Consider the following 20,453-nt stretch of genomic DNA (forward strand, 5'->3'; position numbering starts at 1 on the left):
GATTCGGTAACTTAGTTCATTAATGGATAATTTGTTAAGAGTTGTTGGTTGATTGGGCTATCTTTGATGGCTTTTAATGCTTGGGCAAAACGAAGGCTAAGGTGGGCATTATTGCGGGCTCTCGAAAATGCCAGATAATTCCCAAACTGATTGATCGCAGGAGATAGGAACATAATCCCGTCCATTTTGCCGCGAGTTTTGAACAGATTGTATTCCTGAAGGGTTAATAGCGCGAGATCAATTCTGCCGGCTCTAAGGGTGGATGTAAGCATGTCGATATCTAGAAATTCAACTTTGTTGATATATTCGGCCTTATCAAACTTACTGCCGTAGTTGAATCCCAGTTGAACACCTATGGTCAAATGCTTAATGCTGTTTAACGTACCATCGTAAGCGGTTATTGAAGAGGAATTCTCAGCTCCAATCAGGCCACTGATTGAGGTTGAAAGAATGTTATCGTCTTGAAAGATAGCGAACTCTTCCCGATCTTTAGTTTTAGTCATGAAGGTAATTGCGTCAGCTTGGCCGAGTTCTATCATCGCAACTGCCCGTTTCCAGGGAAGGCTTTTAAACTCAATGGGAAGGTTGAGTTTTTTCGCCGCGTGCTGAATCAGTTCAATGTGATAGCCCTTGAGTTTCTCCTTCTCATAATATTCATGAGGAGGGTAGTTTCCTTCGCCTCTTAAGATAATAATCGGGGCTTCGTGCTGTTCAGGTTCATACTGTTCAGACGGCTCATGGCCAAAACAACTCACTGATAATGCCCAGAGAATTAAAGCGATCTGCTGGGAGAATGATTTCAGGCGCTTGTAGTTCAATAGGAATCTGTCCTTCGACTCTTTCAAAATATTATCTCCTGTTGCGGTTTAATCAGGGAACAAACGCGTGTATTGAGTTCCTGGGGAACAAGAGATCACTTTTTAAACATAGTCAAAATATAAAGTCTGCCAAGGCCTAGCGTGGAGTTTTTCCTTCCATGTCGATGAAATGTTTATCAGGTATAATTCAGCACATTAACCCATTCTTACTAATCACAATATGTACTCTAAATGAATTACCCGGTTCTATATTCCTTTCGCCGATGTCCCTTTGCTATGCGTGCAAGGCTTGCGCTTTGGCAAAGCGGCATAGGTTTTCAGTTACGAGAAATCCTGCTCAAAGATAAACCGCAATCTATGTTGGACGCTTCACCGAAAGGTACCGTTCCAGTTTTAATCGTGAACACTGAGTCTAAGTTTGGAAGTGACCATCCACGCATGATTGTCGATGAAAGTCTCGACATCATGCTTTGGGCATTGACCCAACAAGATCCAAAAGGCTGGTTACCCAGATCAAGCGATCTGGAGGATGCACTAGCTTTGATCGAACGAATGGATACAGAATTTAAGTCCTGGTTAGATCGTTATAAGTATTTTGATCGATATCCTGAGCGTTCCCAAATTGAGTATCGTCAAGAGTTTGAAGTGTTTCTATCAGAACTTGAACAGCGTTTGAATCAATCCTCATGTCTATCTGGTAGTCACTTTTTATCCTGTAATCACTTTGGTTTTCTGGATGCGGCCATTGCGCCGTTTATTCGTCAGTTCGCGCATGTGGATCTAGAGTGGTTCGAACACTCTCCTTATCCGAAACTCATTCAATGGTTGAATGAGTTTAAGTCGTCGGAGTTGTTTCAGCGCATTATGAAGAAGTTTCCTGTTTGGAAAGAAGACGATGGTGCTGTTCTGATTCAAACAGGCGAAGTCGTGTCTCAGACGGGGTCTTAATGAGTTTTCAGTTAAGGGATTATCAGCAGGAAGCGGTGGATGCGACACTCAAGCACTTTCGTAAAACCGACGATTCTGCTGTGATTGTCTTGCCGACTGGTGCCGGGAAAAGTCTGGTCATTGCCGAGTTGGCTCGTCTTGCCCGACACAAAATTTTGGTCCTGGCTCACGTTAAGGAGTTGGTGGAACAGAACCACGCGAAATACCAAAGTTATGGAGTGAACGCAGGTATTTATTCTGCGGGACTCAAGCAAAAAAATACCGATCATCAGGTTACTTTCGCCAGCATTCAATCCGTCGCAAGGAATTTGGACGATTTTTCAGAACATTATTCACTGGTGATTATTGATGAATGTCATCGAGTCTCTGGTGATATTGATGCCGTACCCAGTGAAAAAGTACCCAGTGAAAAAGTACCCAGTGAAGAAGAACAAAGTGAAACTGGTTCTAACAATGAAACCCAATATCTTCAGCTAATTCGACAGCTCAAAGAGTACAACCCAAAACTGAAAGTCCTTGGCTTAACAGCGACTCCTTACCGCTTGGGAACAGGTTGGATCTATCAATATCATCACTATGGCTTTGCCCGTTCTGAAGAATCCAGACCGTTCGTTAAGTGTATTTACGAGTTACCACTCTCGTACATGATACGTCGTAAGTATCTAACGCCTCCGAAGGTTGTTGATGCCACTATTGAGCATTATGACTTTTCTACGCTGATGCCCAATGCGTCTGGAGAGTACGTTCAAAGAGAAGTTAATGAGTTGTTGCAACGCTACCCGCGTGTTACTCAGGGCATCTGTGAACAGCTTCAAGAGATCTGTGAATCTCAAAATTATCAGGGTGTAATGATTTTTGCGGCCACCGTAGAGCACGCAAAAGAGATTCTGGGTTATCTCCCTGCCGATGAAACCGGCTTAGTAATCGGGGATACACTTCACCAGGAACGCGCTGAATTAATCCAACGTTTCAAAACCAAAGACATTAAGTATTTGGTCAATGTATCGGTTCTGACAACAGGGTTTGATGCACCGCATGTGGACGTTATTGCCATTTTAAGGCCCACCCAGTCTGTGAGCTTGTATCAGCAAATTGTAGGTCGGGGTTTGCGGTTATCCGAAGGAAAAGAACATTGTTTGGTCATTGATTATGCCGGCAACAGCGTGGATTTATTTCACCCGGAAGTAGGAAAACCCAAACCAGACTCTGAGTCCGCACCTGTAATGGTGCACTGCCCGAAATGTGACTTTGCTAATACCTTTTGGGGGAAAGTGGATGAGGATGGGCAATTGCTTGAACATTTTGGGCGTCGCTGCTGGGGAACTAAAACACAGGACGATGGAAGTGTCATTCAGTGCGATTATCGCTTCAAGTTTAAAGAGTGCGGTCATTGTGGTGCTGAGAATGACATAGCTGCAAGAGTCTGCCACCAGTGTCATGAACCGATTGTTGATCCTGACGAGCAGTTAAAGAATGCGTTGCGACTAAAAGATGCCAAGGTTATTCGTTGTGCAGGCATTTCGATGACAGGTGAGGGTGATCGTTTGACCATTACTTATCATGATGAACAAGGTGTCGAGTTAAAAGAATCATTCAATTTTGCCAATACATCTCAACGTCAGGTATTTAACCGTTTATTTGGAAAACGTTTTAAGCAGGGGGCTGAACCCAGAGCTTTTTCTAGTGTTGAATCTGTTTTAAAAGAGGCACGTTTGTTCACTTCACCCGATTTTGTGGTAGCGAAAAAGCAGGGTAAGTTCTGGCGAGTGAGAGAGCGTTTGTTTGATTATCAAGGTGCGTATAGAAAAGCTAATCAAATGTGATTATCAATAATTTAACTGGGTTAAATTAGGCAATAATAACCCTGTTTTTTGCAGTGAATGACAAGCAATTGCATATCATTATCCTTCCTGTTTGCGAATCTGAATACGTTAACTTTCTATTCTAAGTCCTTTATTTTAAAGGGATATATTAAAACCCCTGATATGTTAAAAAGGTCTTGCGATTTATTTTAGATCATCTAGGCTAACACCCAATAATAGACAAAATTTCTGTCATAGGACTGATCTGATGAAAACTAAGGCTAATATCCTCAGTACGTTAAATGGAATTTTAACTTACGAGCTGACTTCTATTAACCAATACTTTCTACACGCAAGAATGTTTAAAAATTGGGGCTTGGAAGAACTCAACGAGAAAGAATACAAAAAATCCATTAAGGACATGAAGCAGGCGGACGATCTTATCGAACGTATCCTATTCCTTGAAGGCCTACCGAATCTTCAGAAACTAGACAAACTCCGTATCGGTGAAAACACGCAAGAAATGTTGCAGTGTGATCTTGATCTACAGATGGCTCAACTTGATGCTTTACGTGATGCCATTGAGCTATGTGAAAAAGAAGGTGACTACGTGAGCCGTGAACTGCTGGAAGAGATTCTTGCTTATGAAGAAGATCACGTCGATTGGATTGAAACGCAACAATTCTTGATCAGTAATGCTGGTGTTCAGAATTACCTAGAAGCGATGATGGAGGGATAACATGAAAGGTAGTCAAAAAGTCATCGATCTACTGAACAAGCAACTGACGCTTGAACTGACGTCAATGGATCAATACCTGGCTCATTCGAAAATGTATGAAGACTGGGGCTTGCACAAGTTGCATGAGAAATTGGCTCATGAGTATGAAGAAGAATTAGAGCATGCTCAAAAGTTGATTGAACGTATTTTGTTCCTTGAAGGTACGCCAGACACAGCATCTCGTGAACCAATCAAAGTGGGTTCTAACGTGAAAGAGATGTTGGAAAATGATTTAGAAGCTGAAATGACAGTGATGACCAGCTTAAGACAAATCATTGCAGTGTGCGAAGAGGAGCGTGATTACGTCTCTCGTGAAATTTTAGAAGGTCTGTTGGATGATACCGAAATGGATCATATCTACTGGCTAGAACAGCATCTAGGTTTAATCGATAAGATTGGAATCCAGAATTACATTCAATCTCAAATGAAGGGTGGCTCGGGGTCCTAAGACAGGCTAACTCTTTATTTAGATTGATTGTAGAAGAGGGAATGCAGCTCCACTTGGTGCCATAGTGGAGATGCATTCCTTTTTTTGTGCGTATAAATCGGTATTAGAAATCTGAAGAGTCGGATTCCTGATGACTACTGCCTGTTTCCGTATACATGGTACGCATCGCAATATATTGCTTGTTAAGGTGGGTCTGGTACTTACTCCAGATTCGTTCCAGATCTGTTTCCGGGTCGCGTTTGCCTTGCAGAAACTCAAGCATTTTTTCCTGATCAGGGTTTTGTGGTTCGACTGAACCTGAATTTAGCTGGCTGATGGTGTGTCCACAGTCGCTAAGTAATTCAGATTCCCTGATACTGAAAACTCCCTCACGAGAGAAACCATTCGGAAAATGTTGCACGTCGTAAAAGGTTCTTCCAGAAAGAAAGCTGTTCTTGTCCATAACTTATACCTCAAGTTATTTACGTCTTTCCATGCATTGTTCGTACAATGCATCGTAGTCTACTTCTTCAGAGCCTTGCTCTGTTAACTCGGCAACGCGCTCATCGACTTCCTGATAGCAGTCCGTTTCTTGTTCAGCTGGAGCTTCACTTAGGTAGAGGCTTTGCTCATTGATGCATTCTTCAATCATCATTTTGGTTTCTTCTTCAGGTAAGCCGCTTTGAGCCATCTGATTGCAGTATGACTGGATCGACTCCATAGCAGAATTAGGTGTCGCCAAAGACTGACCTGAGTAGGCAGCTAATGTGAACGCAGGAAGAAGTAATAAAAGATTTCGGATTTTCATTGTTAGTCACCTTATGAGAGTGACTAAATTATGGGGAGGCTTCAGTCGTTAGAAAAACTAAATTTATTTGTCCTTTCTATAAAAAATTTTTTTAAATCTTTATTTCTTCTGGGATTTCTTCGACGGGTACTTCCAAAGAGCGAACTAATTCAAGAATGGAATCAATTTCTTTGTATCGTATGTTGTCTTTATGGTAACAGGCGTAAATCTGTCGAGTAATGACAGGGGCTTCTTCTACCTGAAACAATTCTTTCTCGATATGAGGTTCTACAAGCCGATAGGGAAGGTAGGCACTTCCGCCAAACTTAAGGATAAAATCGAGAGCAATTCTGGACAGTGTCGTATGTAGTACAGGTAACGCTGCATCCGGGAACAATTGAGCAATGCTCATTTGGAAGTTTAACCCCCAATCCACCGATACATAGTTTTTAGACATGGCTTGTTCCGGTGTTTGCGTTGGTTTGTCTGAAACCAGAATTAACTCAGCCGCCGAAATTTGTATTGAAGTGAGGTCACTGATCTTCGCTGGCTCGTAGACCAAGGCAAGATCTAACGTGCGCTCCATCAGGTTTCTGATGAGTGTCTCAGACCCATGTGCTTCGGCTCGTACAGCCAGTTCTGGGTAATTACTATGGATCGCATGTAAGGTGTCCTGCAGGACAAGATCCCAAAGACCACTGCTGCCCCCAATGGCGATCACCTGTTGTTGTTTTTTCTTGAGGGAGACATCTTGCTTGGCGCGTTCCCAGGCAATCAGGATTGTTTCGGCATGATTTACTAAACGCTCGCCTGTAGTCGTCAGTTGCAGGTTATTACGGAAGCGGGTGAATAACGGGGCACCGATGATGGTTTCGAGCTGTTTCACTCGTGCGCTTACGGCAGCTTGGGTTAGATACAGGTTTTCTGCAGCTTTACCAAAATGGCGGGTGTTTTTTACTTCAAGGAAGGTCCGTAAGAGTTCGATGTCCATCTGATGTTTGAGTCCGTAACTGCTTAATTGCATCAAAAAGAAAAGGATTTAAGGTCAGTGTAATTCCTTTTCTTTCAAAGTCATAGTCCGGACCTGAGGTCAAAATCAGATCTAAATAGATGTCTCTGTTCGATTCAATCGGGAGCGGTGAAATCGATAGCAATTTGCATAAGGATTCGGACAACAAGGCAAGACTGACAGTAAGATCCGTGATGCTCGGAGTTTGTGCTAATACGCATAGCTCTTCGGCCAATATATTCGGGCAGGGCGATTCCGACAGTGCAGCTAAAAGATCAGATTGAGGATGTGATGTCGCCTTCATGCAGTTAAGTGCATTAATAACGTGTCGGCGATCAACGTCGGCAAAGCTGTGATGGATTGGTGTTGTATACGAACTTTCACTTGTGTCCATTTGATCAGACCGTCATAAAATTTCTGCTCATTTTCCTCGCTTTTGAATCTTTTCCCTAGCCAATTCTGTTTGTGGTTTCAATAAAGAAATTTTGTCGATCATTACGCGAGTGGCTGAGTAAAGATCTATCTTTTTTATGGTGACCACAAAAAATATTCGTTTTACGGGTTTCTGCTTTAGTCACAGAATTGCGGCTCCTTAAAGGAGACTTATTAAGAGGTTCCCAGACTCTTAGAGGTATTCATATCCAACCAAAAACCGTAATTCATTTATCAGTGGTGACTTAAATGCGTGTAGCAATTCTATCTCGTGAACCAAATCTTTACTCAACTCGTCGCTTAAAAGAGGCTGGCGAAGAACGTGGTCACACGGTCGATATCATTGATACAACCCACTGTTATATGGACATTACCAGCAGTAAACCCACAGTCAGATACATGGGTAAACCGTTACCAGGCTACGATGCTGTTATTCCACGTATTGGCGCGTCTGTGACCTTTTACGGTACAGCGGTTGTGCGACAGTTTGAGATGATGGGAACTTACTGTGTCAATGAATCGGTGGCAATCAGTCGATCCAGAGATAAGTTGCGTTCTTTGCAGTTGCTATCTCGCAAAGGGATTGGCTTACCACGAACCGGATTTGCTAACTATCCTGACAAAGTAGATGACTTGTTAAAAAATGTTGGGGGTGCCCCTGTTGTGATCAAGTTATTGGAAGGCACGCAAGGTATCGGCGTGGTATTGGCTGATACACAGAAAGCCGCTGAAAGCATCATTGAAGCATTCATGGGACTAAAGGCTAACATTTTGGTACAGGAATACATCAAAGAAGCAGGCGGTGCTGATATTCGTTGCTTTGTAGTGGGTGACAAAGTTGTGGCTGCCATGAAACGTCAAGCGGCGCCGGGTGAGTTTAGATCAAATCTTCATCGTGGTGGTTCTGCCGAGTTGGTTCGTCTTTCACCAGCGGAACGTAAAACCGCCGTGGATGCCGCCAAGACAATGGGACTCTCATTGTGTGGTGTAGATATCCTGAGATCCAATAATGGGCCTGTGGTGATGGAAGTAAACTCATCTCCAGGGCTGGAAGGCATTGAGAAGGCGACCAGTAAAAATGTCGCCGGAATGATTTTTGAGTACATAGAGAAGAACGCTAAGCCAAATAAGACCCGAACCAAAGGTAAAGGATAAGCGTATGAGATCGAGTTTCGCGATTGGTGATGTAGAGGTTCTGCGGGGACAAACCAAGAAAATCGAGTTGCCTACTGTGTCTCTGTATACCGACACCAGTATGTCGATTCCGGTGTTTGTTAAACGCGGGAAACGTGACGGCCCAACCTTATTCGTCAGTGCGGCTGTGCACGGCGATGAGTTGAATGGTATTGAGATTATCAGTCGTTTGATCAACAGTCCATCGATAAAAACGATGAAGGGCACCTTGGTCGCTGTGCCGTTTGTGAATGGATATGGCGTCTTGAACCAGAGCCGCTATTTACCGGATCGCCGAGACCTCAATCGTTCGTTTCCGGGGTCGAAGAAAGGGTCTTTGGCTTCACGGATCAGCTACTTGTTTCTCAATGAAGTGGTGGCTAAATGTGATTACGGCATTGATTTGCATACAGGGGCGATTCATCGGACGAACTTACCTCAAATCCGAGCGAATCTGGATGATGACGTGACCCTTGAAATGGCCCGCGCTTTCGGCGTACCCGTCTTGGTTAATGCAAATAACCGGGATGGTTCACTTCGTCAGGCGGCTGAAGAGTTTGGTGTTAAGGTTCTGCTGTACGAAGCCGGGGAAGCCTTGCGATTCGATGAACTTTCCATTCGAGCAGGCTTGAAGGGCATCTTAAATGTGATGCGCCATTTGGGCATGGTGGCAAAATCCCGAAAAAAATCGGCCTCTGTTGAGCCCTTTGTGGCCCGACAAACCGGTTGGGTGAGGGCGACCGACAGTGGTTTCGTCCACCATCTGAAGAGTCTGGGCGATTATGTGGAGAAGGGCGATACTCTGGCGACCATTAAAGACCCGTTTGGCAGCGTGTTGGACTACGTCAAAGCCAACGCCAAAGGCATTGTGATCGGAAAGCAAAACATTCCTCTGGCTCAGGAGGGGGATGCCATGTACCACATTGCTTACTTTAGAAAGCCAGATGATGTCGTTGAAAACATTGAAATTATGCAAGGCGCGTTGATACCGGATTCATCGATCGACCACATTGTGGACTGATATTAAAGTTAGATTGAGCTTCGAGTTGAGCGCTGGTACGGAAAAACGCCTGCTTTGGCAGGCATAGATTTAAATTTTAAATACGGGAATTAGTAGAGAACATTGGAACACGCAGTAATGGAAACATTTTTATCTGACTGGTATCAGACCTATAAACTGAATATCTCACTGACACTGGTTATTTTTACTATCTATGGCACTTTTCGCTTTTTTGCAGGGCCTAAGATCAGAGAGCAAGCTGAGCAAGGACGTTTAAAGACCCACTCGGTATCAAAGGCGTTATCGGCGCTGAATATCATTTTAATGATCGGAGCCATTGCCAGTGCACTGGTGGTGTGGGGATTTGATTTTAAAGGGTTGCTGACGCTTTCTGCGAGTATTCTTGCTGTAACTGGCGTGGCCTTGTTTGCGGGCTGGTCGGTACTGAGTAATGTCACTGCATTTTTCTTGTTGTTGGCGCATACCTCTTACAAGCGAGGTAACTTCATTCGAATCATGGACGGTGATAACTACATTGAAGGCTATATCTCAGAGATTAACTTGTTTAACACCAAGCTAATCAGTGAGTCGAGAGAAGTTATGATTTACCCGAATAACTTGTTATTGGCTCGTCCTACGGTCGTAAACCCTCGTGACCGATGGATGCCGGTGGGTAAACTATTACCGACACCAAGACCTGAGAAACCTAATGAGGAATCGAAGGTAGAAGAAAAGGCGACAGCCTGAGCTCAGTAAGATCGAGAGTCCATTATTTTATAAGATGTCTTGGAGTCTCGATCTTATTTACGACGTTATTTGTTTGGCATTAACGGGTTACAGTTCTTAATCGTCACTTTGCCTTGAAGTAAATTACCTTTTGAATACTCGTTGAAATGGCAGGTGTTGGTTGCCGGCTCGTAGTTTTCAATCCATAGATTTTCGTCTTTCCACGTTGCCCCCATGTGGTATTGCCCCTGCGGTACGCTAATCGTCATAACGCCACCCCAGCGTTTCACAAATACTTGTTGGAAATGGAAAAAGTAGGCCGCCCAGCCAATCAAGAAAATTAAGGCGCCGGATGCAAGAGCGATTTTCCATTGCTTTAATTTTACGCCCAGTACAAACAGTGGAAGTATTGCCAGAACAATAACTACACCCCAGTAAAAATAGGTAATCATTTCATATCCTTATCAAATTAATTGATGCTCGATGAGCTATAGCAATTGTAATAGAAATTTTGAGTCACTGCTTTGATTAGCAGTAGAATGCTTTGCAATTGTTTACTGGTTGGAAGGTCATCATGAAACTGATTTTAAGTAGGAAAGGATTTGATAGCTCAGCAGGTGGGTGCCCAAATCCGATCTTTCCTGATGGTTCCATGCTGGCGTTACCCATTCCGGATTCGAAATCCAGGATTGCATATCGGGATTTAACTCATCAATTTAACGATGGCAGTTCTGTGTCTTACGCTGATTTGGTCGGCCAGTTAACGAAAGGCAAGATCAAACCCTCTTCGGGTGCTCACCTTGACCCAGATATGCTGACTTCTGCGTATGTCAGAGATCCTCAGTGGCGCCCCGTGCTAGGTCAGACGGGCGCAGCACAAGGGCATTTAGCAAAGCAATCGGTGGGTGCCGGTGATCTGTTTCTCTATTTTGGATTGTTTCGTGATGTTGAGTTGTACAAAGCAGGGCGTAAAAAACCGATCTGGCGATTTGTTCCAGGTTCCAAACCGAAACATCTGCTCTGGGGCTGGATGGAGGTTGGTGAGCGACTGACTATTGATGAAGAGGATTTTTCTGACTCTTGTTTTAGTGATCGTCACTGGCTCAAGTATCACCTCCATATGCACGGACAACCTGACCCCAACAATACACTGTATGTGTCTTCGGAAAATCTAAGTTTTGCTCCAGCGCTTAACGGTGCTGGCGTGTTTCGAGGAGTATCGGAAGCACTGGTGTTAACGCATCCTCAATCTCTCAAACCCAGTTTCTGGCAGTTGCCAGAGTGGTTTTATCCTCATCAGGCTCATCCGTCACATAAATACGATCAACGTGAACCTCTTTCTTATCATCATAAGCTTGATCGTTGGTTTGCTCCTTCCAATGGTTATTGCCAATTACAATCTGCAGCGAGAGGTCAGGAGTTTGTTCTCGATCTGGATCAATACCCGGAAGCGAAACCTTGGTTGGTCGAGTTAATTCAGCTGAATAGCTAAGTGTCTTCAACACAAAGCACTGTTGGCTTAATCTGAATCAATGTCTGATTCTCAATACTTGATATGGTGGCATGAGTTGAAATTGTAAGGATCAAATAGATGCCACAAGTCTCAGAAGCCGATATCAAAATAGGCATAGTAACCGTCAGTGATCGCGCCAGTGCAGGCGTTTATGAAGACATCTCAGGTCAGGCCATCATAGATACGATGAATGACTATCTTACGTCCGACTGGCAAGCGGTGTATCAGGTGATTCCTGATGAACAGGACGAAATTGAGCAAATGTTGATTTCTATGGCAGATGATCAAAATTGCTGTCTGATCGTTACTACTGGCGGTACTGGCCCTGCCAAACGCGATGTCACGCCAGAGGCCACCGAAGCGGTGTGTGATCGCATGATGCCTGGGTTTGGTGAACTGATGCGTGCAGAGTCATTGAAGTTTGTCCCCACCGCTATCTTATCCCGTCAAACCGCAGGTTTAAGAAAAGATACGTTGATCGTGAATTTGCCGGGAAAACCTAAGTCGATACGCGAATGCTTGGATGCGGTGTTTCCGGCCATTCCATACTGCATTGATTTAATGGAAGGGCCGTATATGGAGTGTGATGAAGCTGTTATAAAACCATTCCGCCCCAAGAAATAGCCGCTCTATTATCAGAATCAGCGCTTTAGAAATTTATAGAATGCGCTGATTTCTGAAAAGCCCAACGCATCTGAAATCTCTGCGTTGGGCGTGCCTTTGCTTGCCAGTTTTTGATGCATCTCTTTTCGTGCTTGATCTAGCAGTTCCGAGAATTGTGTGTCTTCGGATTTGAGCTTTCGAAACAGGGTGGAACGGCTCATGTTTAACTCCGCTAAGCATTCACTTAATTTAGAATACCTTGCTAAGTCTGATTGAAGTAACGCAACAAGCTTTTCGGAGAGCAACACGGGTGTAAGTGTTTGTTTGAGGAATTTAGCTTGCTGTCCTAGCAGTTCATTCAGGTAACTGTTGGCTGTGATGATTTTTGCTTGGAAAATATCCGCGTTAAAGACCATGGTATCGTGGTCATTGCTTCCCTGTACCGGACAATCAAAATAGTGTGAAAGCACTTTCAGAGTGGTTTCATCATTTGTGTGCAGTGTCATTTTCTTTGGGGCAATTTCTTGGCCAGTAAGAAACTTTGCCCAAGTGACAAGGGAACTGAAACTTCTAAGTACAGCAATGTACGGGTAAGCTTTGCTTGTATCAAAGCCGATGGATATTTGTTTCTCATCCCCATGTTGAACTATCTGCCAATGTTCAGATTGGTTCAGTAGCGCTTTGTGCTCAATAAAGGTAGCAAGCGCTTCTTCCAGTGTTGAGCAATGACGAAGCCAATTCGCCAAGATGCCTAATCGACCGGTTTCTGTGTGTTCACCAAGCCTCAATGCCATCGTGACTTTGGTTGCTTGGTCTTGCTTGTCCAGTTGTTGCCATAACCCGATGAAATACTTTTCAGGTAAATGCTGTTCCTGAATTGGCCCTTGATCTGTGCTTGTTTGATAAGTGAGTGTTTGAGAAACGAATGCTTGATAGCGTGTCAGGAGCTCCAGGGATATCAGCGCCAGTTCTTCTTTCTGGATTATTTCGCGTTGGACTAACGCATCGGCTAAATCCATCACAGCAATGGCAGAGACAGTCGACGTTGAAAGTGTCTGTACGTGAGTGGGTTTTTGAGGTTGAGACTGCACGGTTGAAACCATTTTCCAGATCTATGAAACAGGAGGACTCTGCAATCCATAGTGCAGGGGATACGCTTTAGATACAAGTCATGTCTGGAGATGAAAATGTCTAAGAATGAAAATCCTTTCAATACAACTGTTTCATTCAATGCAAAATCTTTGATCAGCTCAGAAGCGAAATTGAGGGGCATTATAAAAACTTACCCCAAGATGCTGGATAAACGCATTCTTACTGAATTGGACACTCATTGCCTGGAATTTATTGAATGTTCAAAGCTTTGTGTGTTGGCTGTTTCAGGTAAAGACAAGGGCTTTGGCGTGTTTAATGTCCGAACGTCTTTGGATATTTATTCTAATAAACGGCTCGAATTGAAATCGGGTTCAGATGCCGTATCTCTTAATGTTTCGGCTGAAACGCCATGCTTTGCCAGTCTGTATTTTCTTGCACCTGGTGTTGGTCACGCATTGCGAGTGAATGGCATGGTGAGTTTATTATCAGAAGAGGGTAATGCTAAGGTCACTTTTGTGTTTATGGTGGAACAGGCTTATGTCCATTGCGCACGAGCGGCAGCTCGGTCTCAATTGTGGTCACCTGTTGAATTAATCAAGCAATTTGAGTCGCAGGGTATTCGAAAAGAGTATTCATTGCATGATTTCCTGTCATTGACGTCTTATTCATTACTGAAAACTCATAGCTCAGATTGGCAAACTGAAATTTCGCCCAGAGGTGATCAAACAGGCTTTCTAAGCTTGATTGAAGATGACCTGTTGTTCCTTCCGGAACGCCCTGGAAATAAAGTCGCGGTCAGTCTCAGAAATATTCTACAGAATCCGTATGTCGAACTCTTATGTATGATTCCTGGACGTGAAGTGGTACTTCACCTGGCTGGTCAAGCTGACGTTACGGATGATCCAAGGCTTTGCTCAATGGCCGCCGTGGACGGTAAACAGCCTAAGTTAGGAATACTCATTCGGGTCAGTTCATACAAAGTCGTTCAGGAACATGCGCTGAGTGAAAGTAATCTGTGGAATGAATCAGAGTATGTGTTGAAAACTCAATTAACGCCGTTTCCGAAGGTGTTATCAGAACACATGAATGGAACCGGCTTATTGGGTAAAGCAACCAATCAGGTAGTTAAAGCCGTAGTGAACCACGACATGAAACACTTGTATTGATATTTCAGCTAACACTTACAAGGTTGAAGTCAATGAGATGAGGTATAAACGGCGAAATATGAGGTCAAGCTTTTAAAGTTTGACCTCAACAGAGACTTCGGCCCCTTCGATGGAGTCAATGTAGTCTTCGTTTTTCTCATCTTTTAACACTTTGCCGTCCAGGCTCACTCTTTTAGTTTTCTCTTTTTCAGTGAATAGATCAGGCAACACTTTATTCTCTGGTACATCAATTAACGTCTCGTTACCTGCATCCCAGTCCTCAGGAAGAGTCAGGTCGATGGTTCGTTTTGGGGCAACTGTTTTAGGCGACGCTGATGTATTGTCTTCAGGTGGTTGTAGCAGCGCTTCCTTCTCAATTACTTGTACATCACTTTCAGAAACTGGGGAGCCTACATTTGACTGACTTTTTGACGCTTGTGAATGATTCTGTGGGGTTTGCTCAGAAGTGGTGTGATTACTGTTATTCTTGTGACTACCATTATTCTTGTGCTGGTCGCATGCCGTTAACTGAAGGAAAAACGCAACAATAAGCGTAATGAATAGTGGCATTTTAAAAGCACGTTTTGACATTGATTGATCCTGAAATTTTATGTTTTTGAGCTATGAACGCTTGTTCTTGGCTTCAATCCACTGGGCCATGTATTGAGTACTCTTCATTGAGTGATGTCTCATCATAGCGCCAGTAAAGTTACTTAGACGGTAGTGATTTAGGTTTTGTTCCACATCGGCTAAGCGATGTAGAAATGCATGAATATGGCAGTTCTCATCAAATCGTTCCTTGATCATAGGTGCACACTGGTTTTGAAGTGTCACCCATTGCCCTTGATCCTGATAAAGGGATATCGCGCTTTCAGTAAAGGTATCCGCTATGTCTTGTACTAATACAGGAACATGATTCTGATACATGCCTTCAGCACCGATAGAGGTGGTTACAGCGGGCGTGCCACATTCCGCAGCATCGACTAATTTGCCTTTTAGTCCAGCACCAAATCGTAACGGTGCTAATAAAACTTTGGCCTTGGATACCACTTCAATAGCATCTTCCGCCCAACCTTTCACTAGAAAGCCTTGTTTCTCGTTATGTAACTGCGTGGCTTTCTTGGGAGGATAAGCACCGTACACATGAAGCTCTGCCTCGGGGAGTTTTTTACGAATGTTAGGCCAAATGCTTTCTTTTAGATAACGGACAGCATCCCAATTGGGCTCGTGGCGAAAATTACCGATAGATATAAAGTGCTGGCGTGCTTCAAAACTCAGCCATTGAGTTTGCTCAGGTGACGGGCGGAAGAACGGAATGTAATGAAGGATTTCTGATGGAACATTAAACCGCTCAACCAGTAATGTCATTTCGGCTTCTGAAATCATCAAGCTCAGATCGCAACGAAGAATCGAGGCAATTTCGCGCTTGGCCAAATCCGAATACAGCAACTCATTGCTAATATTCAGCGTTTCTTGAATCGAAGCGCCGTCTTTGTAAGCTTGATGTCGAGCATGACGAAGGCAATGCAGGTCTTCGGTATCAAGAATTCGTAGGGCATCCGGGCAATGCTTTTCTACTCGCCAGCCAAACTGTTCTTCCATCATAAAACGGTCAAACATCACGGCAGCAGGCTTCAACTCCAACAAAAACTCATCGAAGGTTGAACTGTTTAGCTCGATGCTCGAACTGGTGATGCCATAGCTGGATAGATCTTCCGCATGAGGACTAAGCTCCGCAGGGGAGGCGTAGTGAATCTGGTATCCAGCCTGCTGAAAGCCATTCAACAATTGCATCATACGACTGCCAGCCGCAGAGGATTTGGGTTCCGGCCAAACATAGCCTATGACGAGTAGTGTTTTCATGGCGGCGATTATAGGGTTGTTAGTCGGGTTATAGGTAATGGAGTACTTAATGAACTTTCAGATTGTTCTTAGTAAGTGCGGTTGGCTAATAAGGGTGCTCACAAAATTTGAATAGCTCAAAGACCATATTGTAAACCTATTTGGTTGTTATCTTACACAGGCTTCTATTGCTGTTCTGCAATCAGTAGGCTTATTGATTTCTTTATCGACTCTAACCTTAGTTTGAGTAAAACTGGTTCCTTGGGCAATATTGGAATCTGTTTTTGAGTAAAAGAGTATAAGTCCATGCCTATCGTATACAGTTTTATGTGTGATTTGGGTCAGTCCTAAGCCTCTGTGCTGTTTTGTCCATGTTCCTTCTGAAAATGATGTGTTGCTGTATTTACCAATCCTTCTACCAGTTTTACAGCGTCCTATGAAATAAATGTCGCAATCTGGATCTCTCGCATTTAGCTTATAAGCCTCATTTTTATAGCTGTAGTATTCTCGACCTTCTTTAATCATGTATTTGGTATTGGAATCAAGTTTTCCATCATGATATTTGAGGAAGTGATATTCATCATTTTGAGTGGAGGTGAACACATACTCTGTAGTGTAAGTTTCACCTGAAAAGTCTGTGTTAAGATACTTTACTTTGTAACCTACAGGTATAGGTTTCCATTGGTTTGCATTTACATGTTTTGGATAAAGTATATTGCCTGTGTTCTTGTTAACAATAGAGCCTATATTGATTGACTCCTTTGAAATGGTTGTACAGCCATAAAGAAATAGAATTAAAAGTGTTAACAGTAATTGAAATAGTTTCATTGATTCTATGAGGTTGTTTTGTTCAGGAGGCCAAATATTATCAGGAATTGAAGATCTAGCCTAAGAAAATTGCTAATAGTATCTTTTACAATCATTAACAACCGTAAGGTATCAATTGATATCTGTTTAACATGGACTTTTTAGTCTTCAGTTTTAATAAAGTCCGACGCCTTCATCCGATGATAGCTGGTCTTTTGATAGGGAATCTCCACCGGGTTTGGATCAACAATCTCAATAGGAATACCTTGGGTAATGGCAATTTCCAAAGCCATTTGTGTGATGTTGACGCTGAATGAGGTGCCCATAAAAACCATTCGATCTGCTTCGAGCATTCGCTGTTGTGCTTCAGAAATACGATACAGCTCCGTGTAATACTCATCGAATAACAGTACGTAAGGCTTAAGGGATTTATTGATTTCCGGCTGTTGATGGCCTTTATCAATGTTAAACAACTCTAACAAAGAGTGTTCTAAGTCGCTTTCATCAACGTTATCCCAAGGGGTGGTATGAGTATCTACATCATCACCTTGTTGGTGGAACAAGGTCATTTGATCTAAACGACCATGAATGGCGATGTAGTCCTGGTTACCTGCTTTGCCATCCAGCCCGTCAATGTTCTGGGTGATCAGGTTTTTGTCCGCTAACCAATAATGAACGTCATTCGGGTCGTGATGCCGATAGGTTGCAAAACGGTGGTAATACCAGGAAAGAAACTCCACCGGGTTATGGGTATACATCTGGCGGGTTGCCATTTCCATAGGCGTGTAGTTGCGGCTTCCTATGGTCCAGAATCCGTCTTCTCCGCGAAAAGTTGGAATGCCACTTTCTGCGCTGACACCTGCGCCTGTGATGTAGAGGGTGTTCATTGATCTATAAAACCTTGCTTCATGATTTCTAGTGCTTGTGGTGTTAAGTGTAGTGGTAATCACGGGGGAATAGAAAGAGAAGGGCGGTGGTATGTGGTCAATCGGCGACAGACTTTTCTGTCGCCGAAACAAACATAGAAGTCTTATGGGGTCATTAACCCAGGCCAAGTACCATTGCTGGTGGTTTTTGGATAACCAGCATCGGCGTGATCATCACTGATGCTATACCGAATATACCGCTGACCCGTGAGGAAGATATAGGCACGGTTTGAGTTCCATTGAACAGCTGCTGTGATGTCGGTTGCATAAGCGCCCAATCCAGGCCATGTATTGTCATTAACCGCTTTCGGGTAACCGCTGTCCGCTTTATCGTCGCCTAAGTCATAGCGGATGTAGTCGCCATTTTTCAGGAAGAAGTAGACCTTATCTCCTGTCCATCGAAGTGTGGCTGCAATGTCCGTAGCGTAGTTGCCCAGTCCTGGCCAGGTGTTATCGTTGATTGGCTTCGGATAGCCGCTATCCGCTTTGTCGAGCGTATTGTTGTAGCGAATATAGGTTCCGTCTTTAAGAAAGAAGTAGCTGGTGCTGCTGGATGACTTGAAACTGGCAACCACTTTATCGGCATGGTCGCCTAGACCCGGCCAGGTATCGTTGTTTGTTACTTTCGGGTAGCCACTGTCAGCCTTGTCGAGGACTTTTGCATAACGCACGTATTTCTCATCGTTACGGAAGAAGTAGGCTCGGAAATCACTCCAATCTAATCCTGCTGTAATGTCTAACGCTACTTTACGGTAGCTCACAGGGGTGTTGTTTAGTACTAAGGTGTAGTCTAAAACGCCTGTATTGTTTGTTGCGTCATCCCAACCTTGAATTGCAGCCGGTACTGAGTCTACAAGACTCTCGTTACGATAAATATTAATGGTGCCTGCTTCTTCACTGTACCAGCTTAGGTCGTTGCCATTGATGCCATTGGCTAGCTTTCTCACACCCAGTTCATCGATCAGCGGAATACCATCCAGCTTCCAGTGGGTTTCTAGTGGTACACCCATGTGACGCAATAAGGTTGGAGTGATGGAGGTTTGAGCCGCATAACCATAAAGCCCGCCAAAGTCAGAATTCGCAACGTTACCGACTGGTTGGGTGAATTCTTTATTCATGAGTTTATTACTTGCGATAAAAATGGTTTTTTCTTGAGTAGTTTGATCCCCGTGACCATAACCTAATAAATCGCGGCCATGATCGGTTGTAACCATCACCAACCAATCGTCACCAGTCGATTCTTCCAATGCTTCAACTGCATCTAATAATTGACCAAGCTGTTGGTCTACGGTGATGATGCTGTTGTCGTATTGGCTTCCGAAACCCGAAGAATGGCCATAATGGTCTGGATCATCAAGGTGTACAAAGGTGAAATCACCTCCCGACTGCATGAACTGAATGGCTTCTGATACAACGGTTGGGTCGTCCTGACCGCTCTTGACCACATCAATCTGCGCGACGTCGTTGGTAAAGAACTGGGTATTAATTGGAGACCAATGGGCAATACTGGCTACTTTCAGGGTCGAATCGTGAGCTTCCAAACGTTTAAAGATGCTTGGAAATTCAGGGTTTGCCAAACCTGAATCATTGGATGTTACTCCGTGTTTGTTTACCCAAACGCCAGTAAGAATTGTTGCCCAGCCAGGGCCACTGTAGGTTGCCTGTTCGTTACTGTCACCTGCAACGCCACCTGTATAGGCTTGAGTAATGGTTAGACGATCGAAGTTCGGGGTATTGAGTGCTTGAACGCGTTCGAACTGGGTTCCGTCAATCCCGACTAACAGTGCCTTCTGTTCTGCCTGTGCAATTCCTGCATAAGACCCCACCAGAAAGGGGAGAAGTATTTTAGCTAAGTGCGTGTGTTTCATTCCTTCTTATCCTTATCGAATTTTTATAGGTTTATACCAATATTTAAATACATTAACTGGTACATACCAATTTTTCGCATCAGACTGTGACGAAGGAATGACGAAACGATGAAGCTTGGTTTGTACATTTATTAATCTGTCGTAATTAACCATTCCAAAGCTAATCGGAAAAGTAAATACCCTGCAATTAGGATCAAAGCACTTCCCATTGCTTGATTAAATCGATGAATCTTACTCGGTTCGTTGAGTACGCTTTGAAGTTTCTCGCCCAAAAACGCCCAGCAAGCGATGGATAGATAGCAGATCACAAAGTAGATGGATGAGAAAACGGTCAATGTGTCTGTATTCTCGACCTGAAATGCAGACATACCTGCAATGCTTGCGATCCAGGCTTTGGGGTTGAGCCACTGCAATAAGGCACCTTCCAGAAAAGTCGCAGAGTTTTTAGGATCATGGTTGTGTGTGACTTCTGACGTTTTAACGATTTGCCATCCTATGTAGCCAACAAAGAGCGCACCAATGATTCCTGTCAGTTTCATAACGTTAGGCATTAGCTCCGATATGAAGGATACACTCAGGCCAGTCAGGAAGAAGAGGGAAATAAACCCAATGGTCGCGCCGGATACATAGCTAAAACTACGTCCAAAACCATAATTAAGTCCGTTAGTCATTGCTAAAAGGTTTACAGGGCCAGGTGATATTGACATTGAAAGTGAGTAGAGCGCCATAGCTAGCCAAACGGTCATCTTAATTATCC

Annotated in this window: 23 protein-coding genes; 10 read left to right on the forward strand and 13 right to left on the reverse strand. The window is 43.7% G+C overall.

Translation table 11 applies throughout. The annotated features are described in order from the left end of the window. Window positions 1-11: 11 nt before the first annotated feature. The gene (locus QQL66_RS11200) at window positions 12-845 is read right to left on the reverse strand and encodes a substrate-binding periplasmic protein (protein ID WP_284381439.1); all 834 of its coding nucleotides are present in this window, start codon (window positions 843-845) and stop codon (window positions 12-14) included. A gap of 204 nt (window positions 846-1,049) precedes the next feature. On the opposite strand from QQL66_RS11200, the gene QQL66_RS11205 reads away from it, so the two are divergent. The 4 genes from QQL66_RS11205 (at window position 1,050) to bfr (QQL66_RS11220) (ending at window position 4,794) form a co-directional block, all read left to right on the forward strand. Further along, complete coding sequence (locus QQL66_RS11205) at window positions 1,050-1,766, forward strand: glutathione S-transferase (RefSeq protein ID WP_284381440.1); 717 nt, start codon at window positions 1,050-1,052, stop codon at window positions 1,764-1,766. Further along, the gene (locus QQL66_RS11210) at window positions 1,766-3,589 is read left to right on the forward strand and encodes a DEAD/DEAH box helicase (RefSeq protein ID WP_284381441.1); all 1,824 of its coding nucleotides are present in this window, start codon (window positions 1,766-1,768) and stop codon (window positions 3,587-3,589) included. Before QQL66_RS11205 ends, QQL66_RS11210 begins: the two co-directional genes overlap by 1 nt. A 247-nt stretch (window positions 3,590-3,836) precedes the next feature. Then, entirely contained in the window at window positions 3,837-4,307 is a 471-nt protein-coding gene (bfr, locus tag QQL66_RS11215; RefSeq protein WP_284381443.1) for a bacterioferritin, read from the forward strand. A gap of 1 nt (window position 4,308) precedes the next feature. Beyond that, the gene (gene bfr, locus QQL66_RS11220; protein WP_284381444.1) at window positions 4,309-4,794 is read left to right on the forward strand and encodes a bacterioferritin; all 486 of its coding nucleotides are present in this window, start codon (window positions 4,309-4,311) and stop codon (window positions 4,792-4,794) included. A gap of 103 nt (window positions 4,795-4,897) precedes the next feature. Here the strand turns inward: bfr (QQL66_RS11220) and QQL66_RS11225 are convergent, their stop codons facing one another. The 4 genes from QQL66_RS11225 to QQL66_RS11240 all read right to left on the reverse strand — a co-directional run bounded on the left by QQL66_RS11225 (window position 4,898) and on the right by QQL66_RS11240 (window position 6,963). Continuing rightward, a complete protein-coding gene (locus tag QQL66_RS11225; protein WP_284381445.1) occupies window positions 4,898-5,236 on the reverse strand; it encodes a MaoP family protein in 339 nt (112 codons plus the stop codon). Window positions 5,237-5,251: 15 nt separating this feature from the next. Beyond that, window positions 5,252-5,581, reverse strand: a complete 330-nt coding sequence (locus tag QQL66_RS11230) for a hypothetical protein (protein ID WP_284381447.1) — start codon at window positions 5,579-5,581, stop codon at window positions 5,252-5,254. A 91-nt stretch (window positions 5,582-5,672) separates the two neighbouring features. Continuing rightward, window positions 5,673-6,551 carry a LysR family transcriptional regulator gene (locus QQL66_RS11235; protein ID WP_284381448.1) on the reverse strand — a complete coding sequence of 293 codons (879 nt, stop codon included), beginning with the start codon at window positions 6,549-6,551 and terminating at the stop codon, window positions 5,673-5,675. Then, on the reverse strand, window positions 6,520-6,963 hold the full coding sequence (locus QQL66_RS11240; RefSeq protein WP_284381449.1) for a hypothetical protein: 444 nt from the start codon (window positions 6,961-6,963) through the stop codon (window positions 6,520-6,522). Before QQL66_RS11240 ends, QQL66_RS11235 begins: the two co-directional genes overlap by 32 nt. Window positions 6,964-7,250: 287 nt before the next feature. Between QQL66_RS11240 and rimK the strand changes: the two genes are divergently transcribed. The 3 genes from rimK to QQL66_RS11255 all read left to right on the forward strand — a co-directional run bounded on the left by rimK (window position 7,251) and on the right by QQL66_RS11255 (window position 9,921). Further along, window positions 7,251-8,156, forward strand: coding sequence for a 30S ribosomal protein S6--L-glutamate ligase (gene rimK / locus QQL66_RS11245; protein WP_284381450.1), 906 nt, complete (start codon window positions 7,251-7,253; stop codon window positions 8,154-8,156). Window positions 8,157-8,160: 4 nt separating this feature from the next. Then, a complete protein-coding gene (locus tag QQL66_RS11250) occupies window positions 8,161-9,195 on the forward strand; it encodes a succinylglutamate desuccinylase/aspartoacylase family protein (RefSeq protein ID WP_284381451.1) in 1,035 nt (344 codons plus the stop codon). Between the two features lie 117 nt (window positions 9,196-9,312). Next, window positions 9,313-9,921, forward strand: a complete 609-nt coding sequence (locus QQL66_RS11255; RefSeq protein WP_284381452.1) for a mechanosensitive ion channel family protein — start codon at window positions 9,313-9,315, stop codon at window positions 9,919-9,921. Window positions 9,922-9,986: 65 nt separating this feature from the next. Here the strand turns inward: QQL66_RS11255 and QQL66_RS11260 are convergent, their stop codons facing one another. Continuing rightward, window positions 9,987-10,352: a hypothetical protein gene (locus QQL66_RS11260; protein WP_284381454.1), complete on the reverse strand. Its 366-nt coding sequence runs from the start codon at window positions 10,350-10,352 to the stop codon at window positions 9,987-9,989. 122 nt (window positions 10,353-10,474) lie between these two features. Here QQL66_RS11260 and QQL66_RS11265 point away from each other — a divergent pair, with 122 nt between their 5' ends. Together QQL66_RS11265 and mog are read left to right on the forward strand one after the other, a co-directional pair. Next, entirely contained in the window at window positions 10,475-11,392 is a 918-nt protein-coding gene (locus QQL66_RS11265) for an Nmad3 family putative nucleotide modification protein (RefSeq protein ID WP_284381455.1), read from the forward strand. Between the two features lie 99 nt (window positions 11,393-11,491). Further along, on the forward strand, window positions 11,492-12,037 hold the full coding sequence (gene mog / locus QQL66_RS11270) for a molybdopterin adenylyltransferase (RefSeq protein ID WP_284381456.1): 546 nt from the start codon (window positions 11,492-11,494) through the stop codon (window positions 12,035-12,037). Window positions 12,038-12,054: 17 nt separating this feature from the next. Here mog and QQL66_RS11275 read toward each other — a convergent pair whose 3' ends face one another. Beyond that, window positions 12,055-13,107: an AraC family transcriptional regulator gene (locus QQL66_RS11275; protein ID WP_284381457.1), complete on the reverse strand. Its 1,053-nt coding sequence runs from the start codon at window positions 13,105-13,107 to the stop codon at window positions 12,055-12,057. A 96-nt stretch (window positions 13,108-13,203) separates the two neighbouring features. Here QQL66_RS11275 and QQL66_RS11280 point away from each other — a divergent pair, with 96 nt between their 5' ends. Continuing rightward, window positions 13,204-14,274, forward strand: a complete 1,071-nt coding sequence (locus tag QQL66_RS11280; RefSeq protein ID WP_284381459.1) for a PNPOx family protein — start codon at window positions 13,204-13,206, stop codon at window positions 14,272-14,274. 72 nt (window positions 14,275-14,346) lie between these two features. On the opposite strand, the gene QQL66_RS11285 is transcribed toward QQL66_RS11280, so the two are convergent. The 6 genes from QQL66_RS11285 to QQL66_RS11310 all read right to left on the reverse strand — a co-directional run bounded on the left by QQL66_RS11285 (window position 14,347) and on the right by QQL66_RS11310 (window position 20,442). Further along, a complete protein-coding gene (locus QQL66_RS11285) occupies window positions 14,347-14,844 on the reverse strand; it encodes a hypothetical protein (protein WP_284381461.1) in 498 nt (165 codons plus the stop codon). Between the two features lie 30 nt (window positions 14,845-14,874). Further along, the gene (locus tag QQL66_RS11290; RefSeq protein ID WP_284381462.1) at window positions 14,875-16,116 is read right to left on the reverse strand and encodes a glycosyltransferase; all 1,242 of its coding nucleotides are present in this window, start codon (window positions 16,114-16,116) and stop codon (window positions 14,875-14,877) included. 147 nt (window positions 16,117-16,263) lie between these two features. Next, complete coding sequence (locus tag QQL66_RS11295; RefSeq protein ID WP_284381463.1) at window positions 16,264-16,923, reverse strand: hypothetical protein; 660 nt, start codon at window positions 16,921-16,923, stop codon at window positions 16,264-16,266. A 140-nt stretch (window positions 16,924-17,063) separates the two neighbouring features. Beyond that, the gene (locus QQL66_RS11300) at window positions 17,064-17,789 is read right to left on the reverse strand and encodes an SIR2 family NAD-dependent protein deacylase (RefSeq protein ID WP_284381465.1); all 726 of its coding nucleotides are present in this window, start codon (window positions 17,787-17,789) and stop codon (window positions 17,064-17,066) included. Window positions 17,790-17,932: 143 nt separating this feature from the next. Further along, entirely contained in the window at window positions 17,933-19,696 is a 1,764-nt protein-coding gene (locus QQL66_RS11305) for an alkaline phosphatase family protein (RefSeq protein ID WP_284381466.1), read from the reverse strand. Window positions 19,697-19,827: 131 nt separating this feature from the next. Then, complete coding sequence (locus QQL66_RS11310; RefSeq protein ID WP_284381468.1) at window positions 19,828-20,442, reverse strand: LysE family translocator; 615 nt, start codon at window positions 20,440-20,442, stop codon at window positions 19,828-19,830. Window positions 20,443-20,453: the final 11 nt, after the last annotated feature.

The sequence above is a fragment of the Litoribrevibacter albus genome, from assembly GCF_030159995.1.
GTDB classification, from domain to species: domain Bacteria; phylum Pseudomonadota; class Gammaproteobacteria; order Pseudomonadales; family Litoribrevibacteraceae; genus Litoribrevibacter; species Litoribrevibacter albus.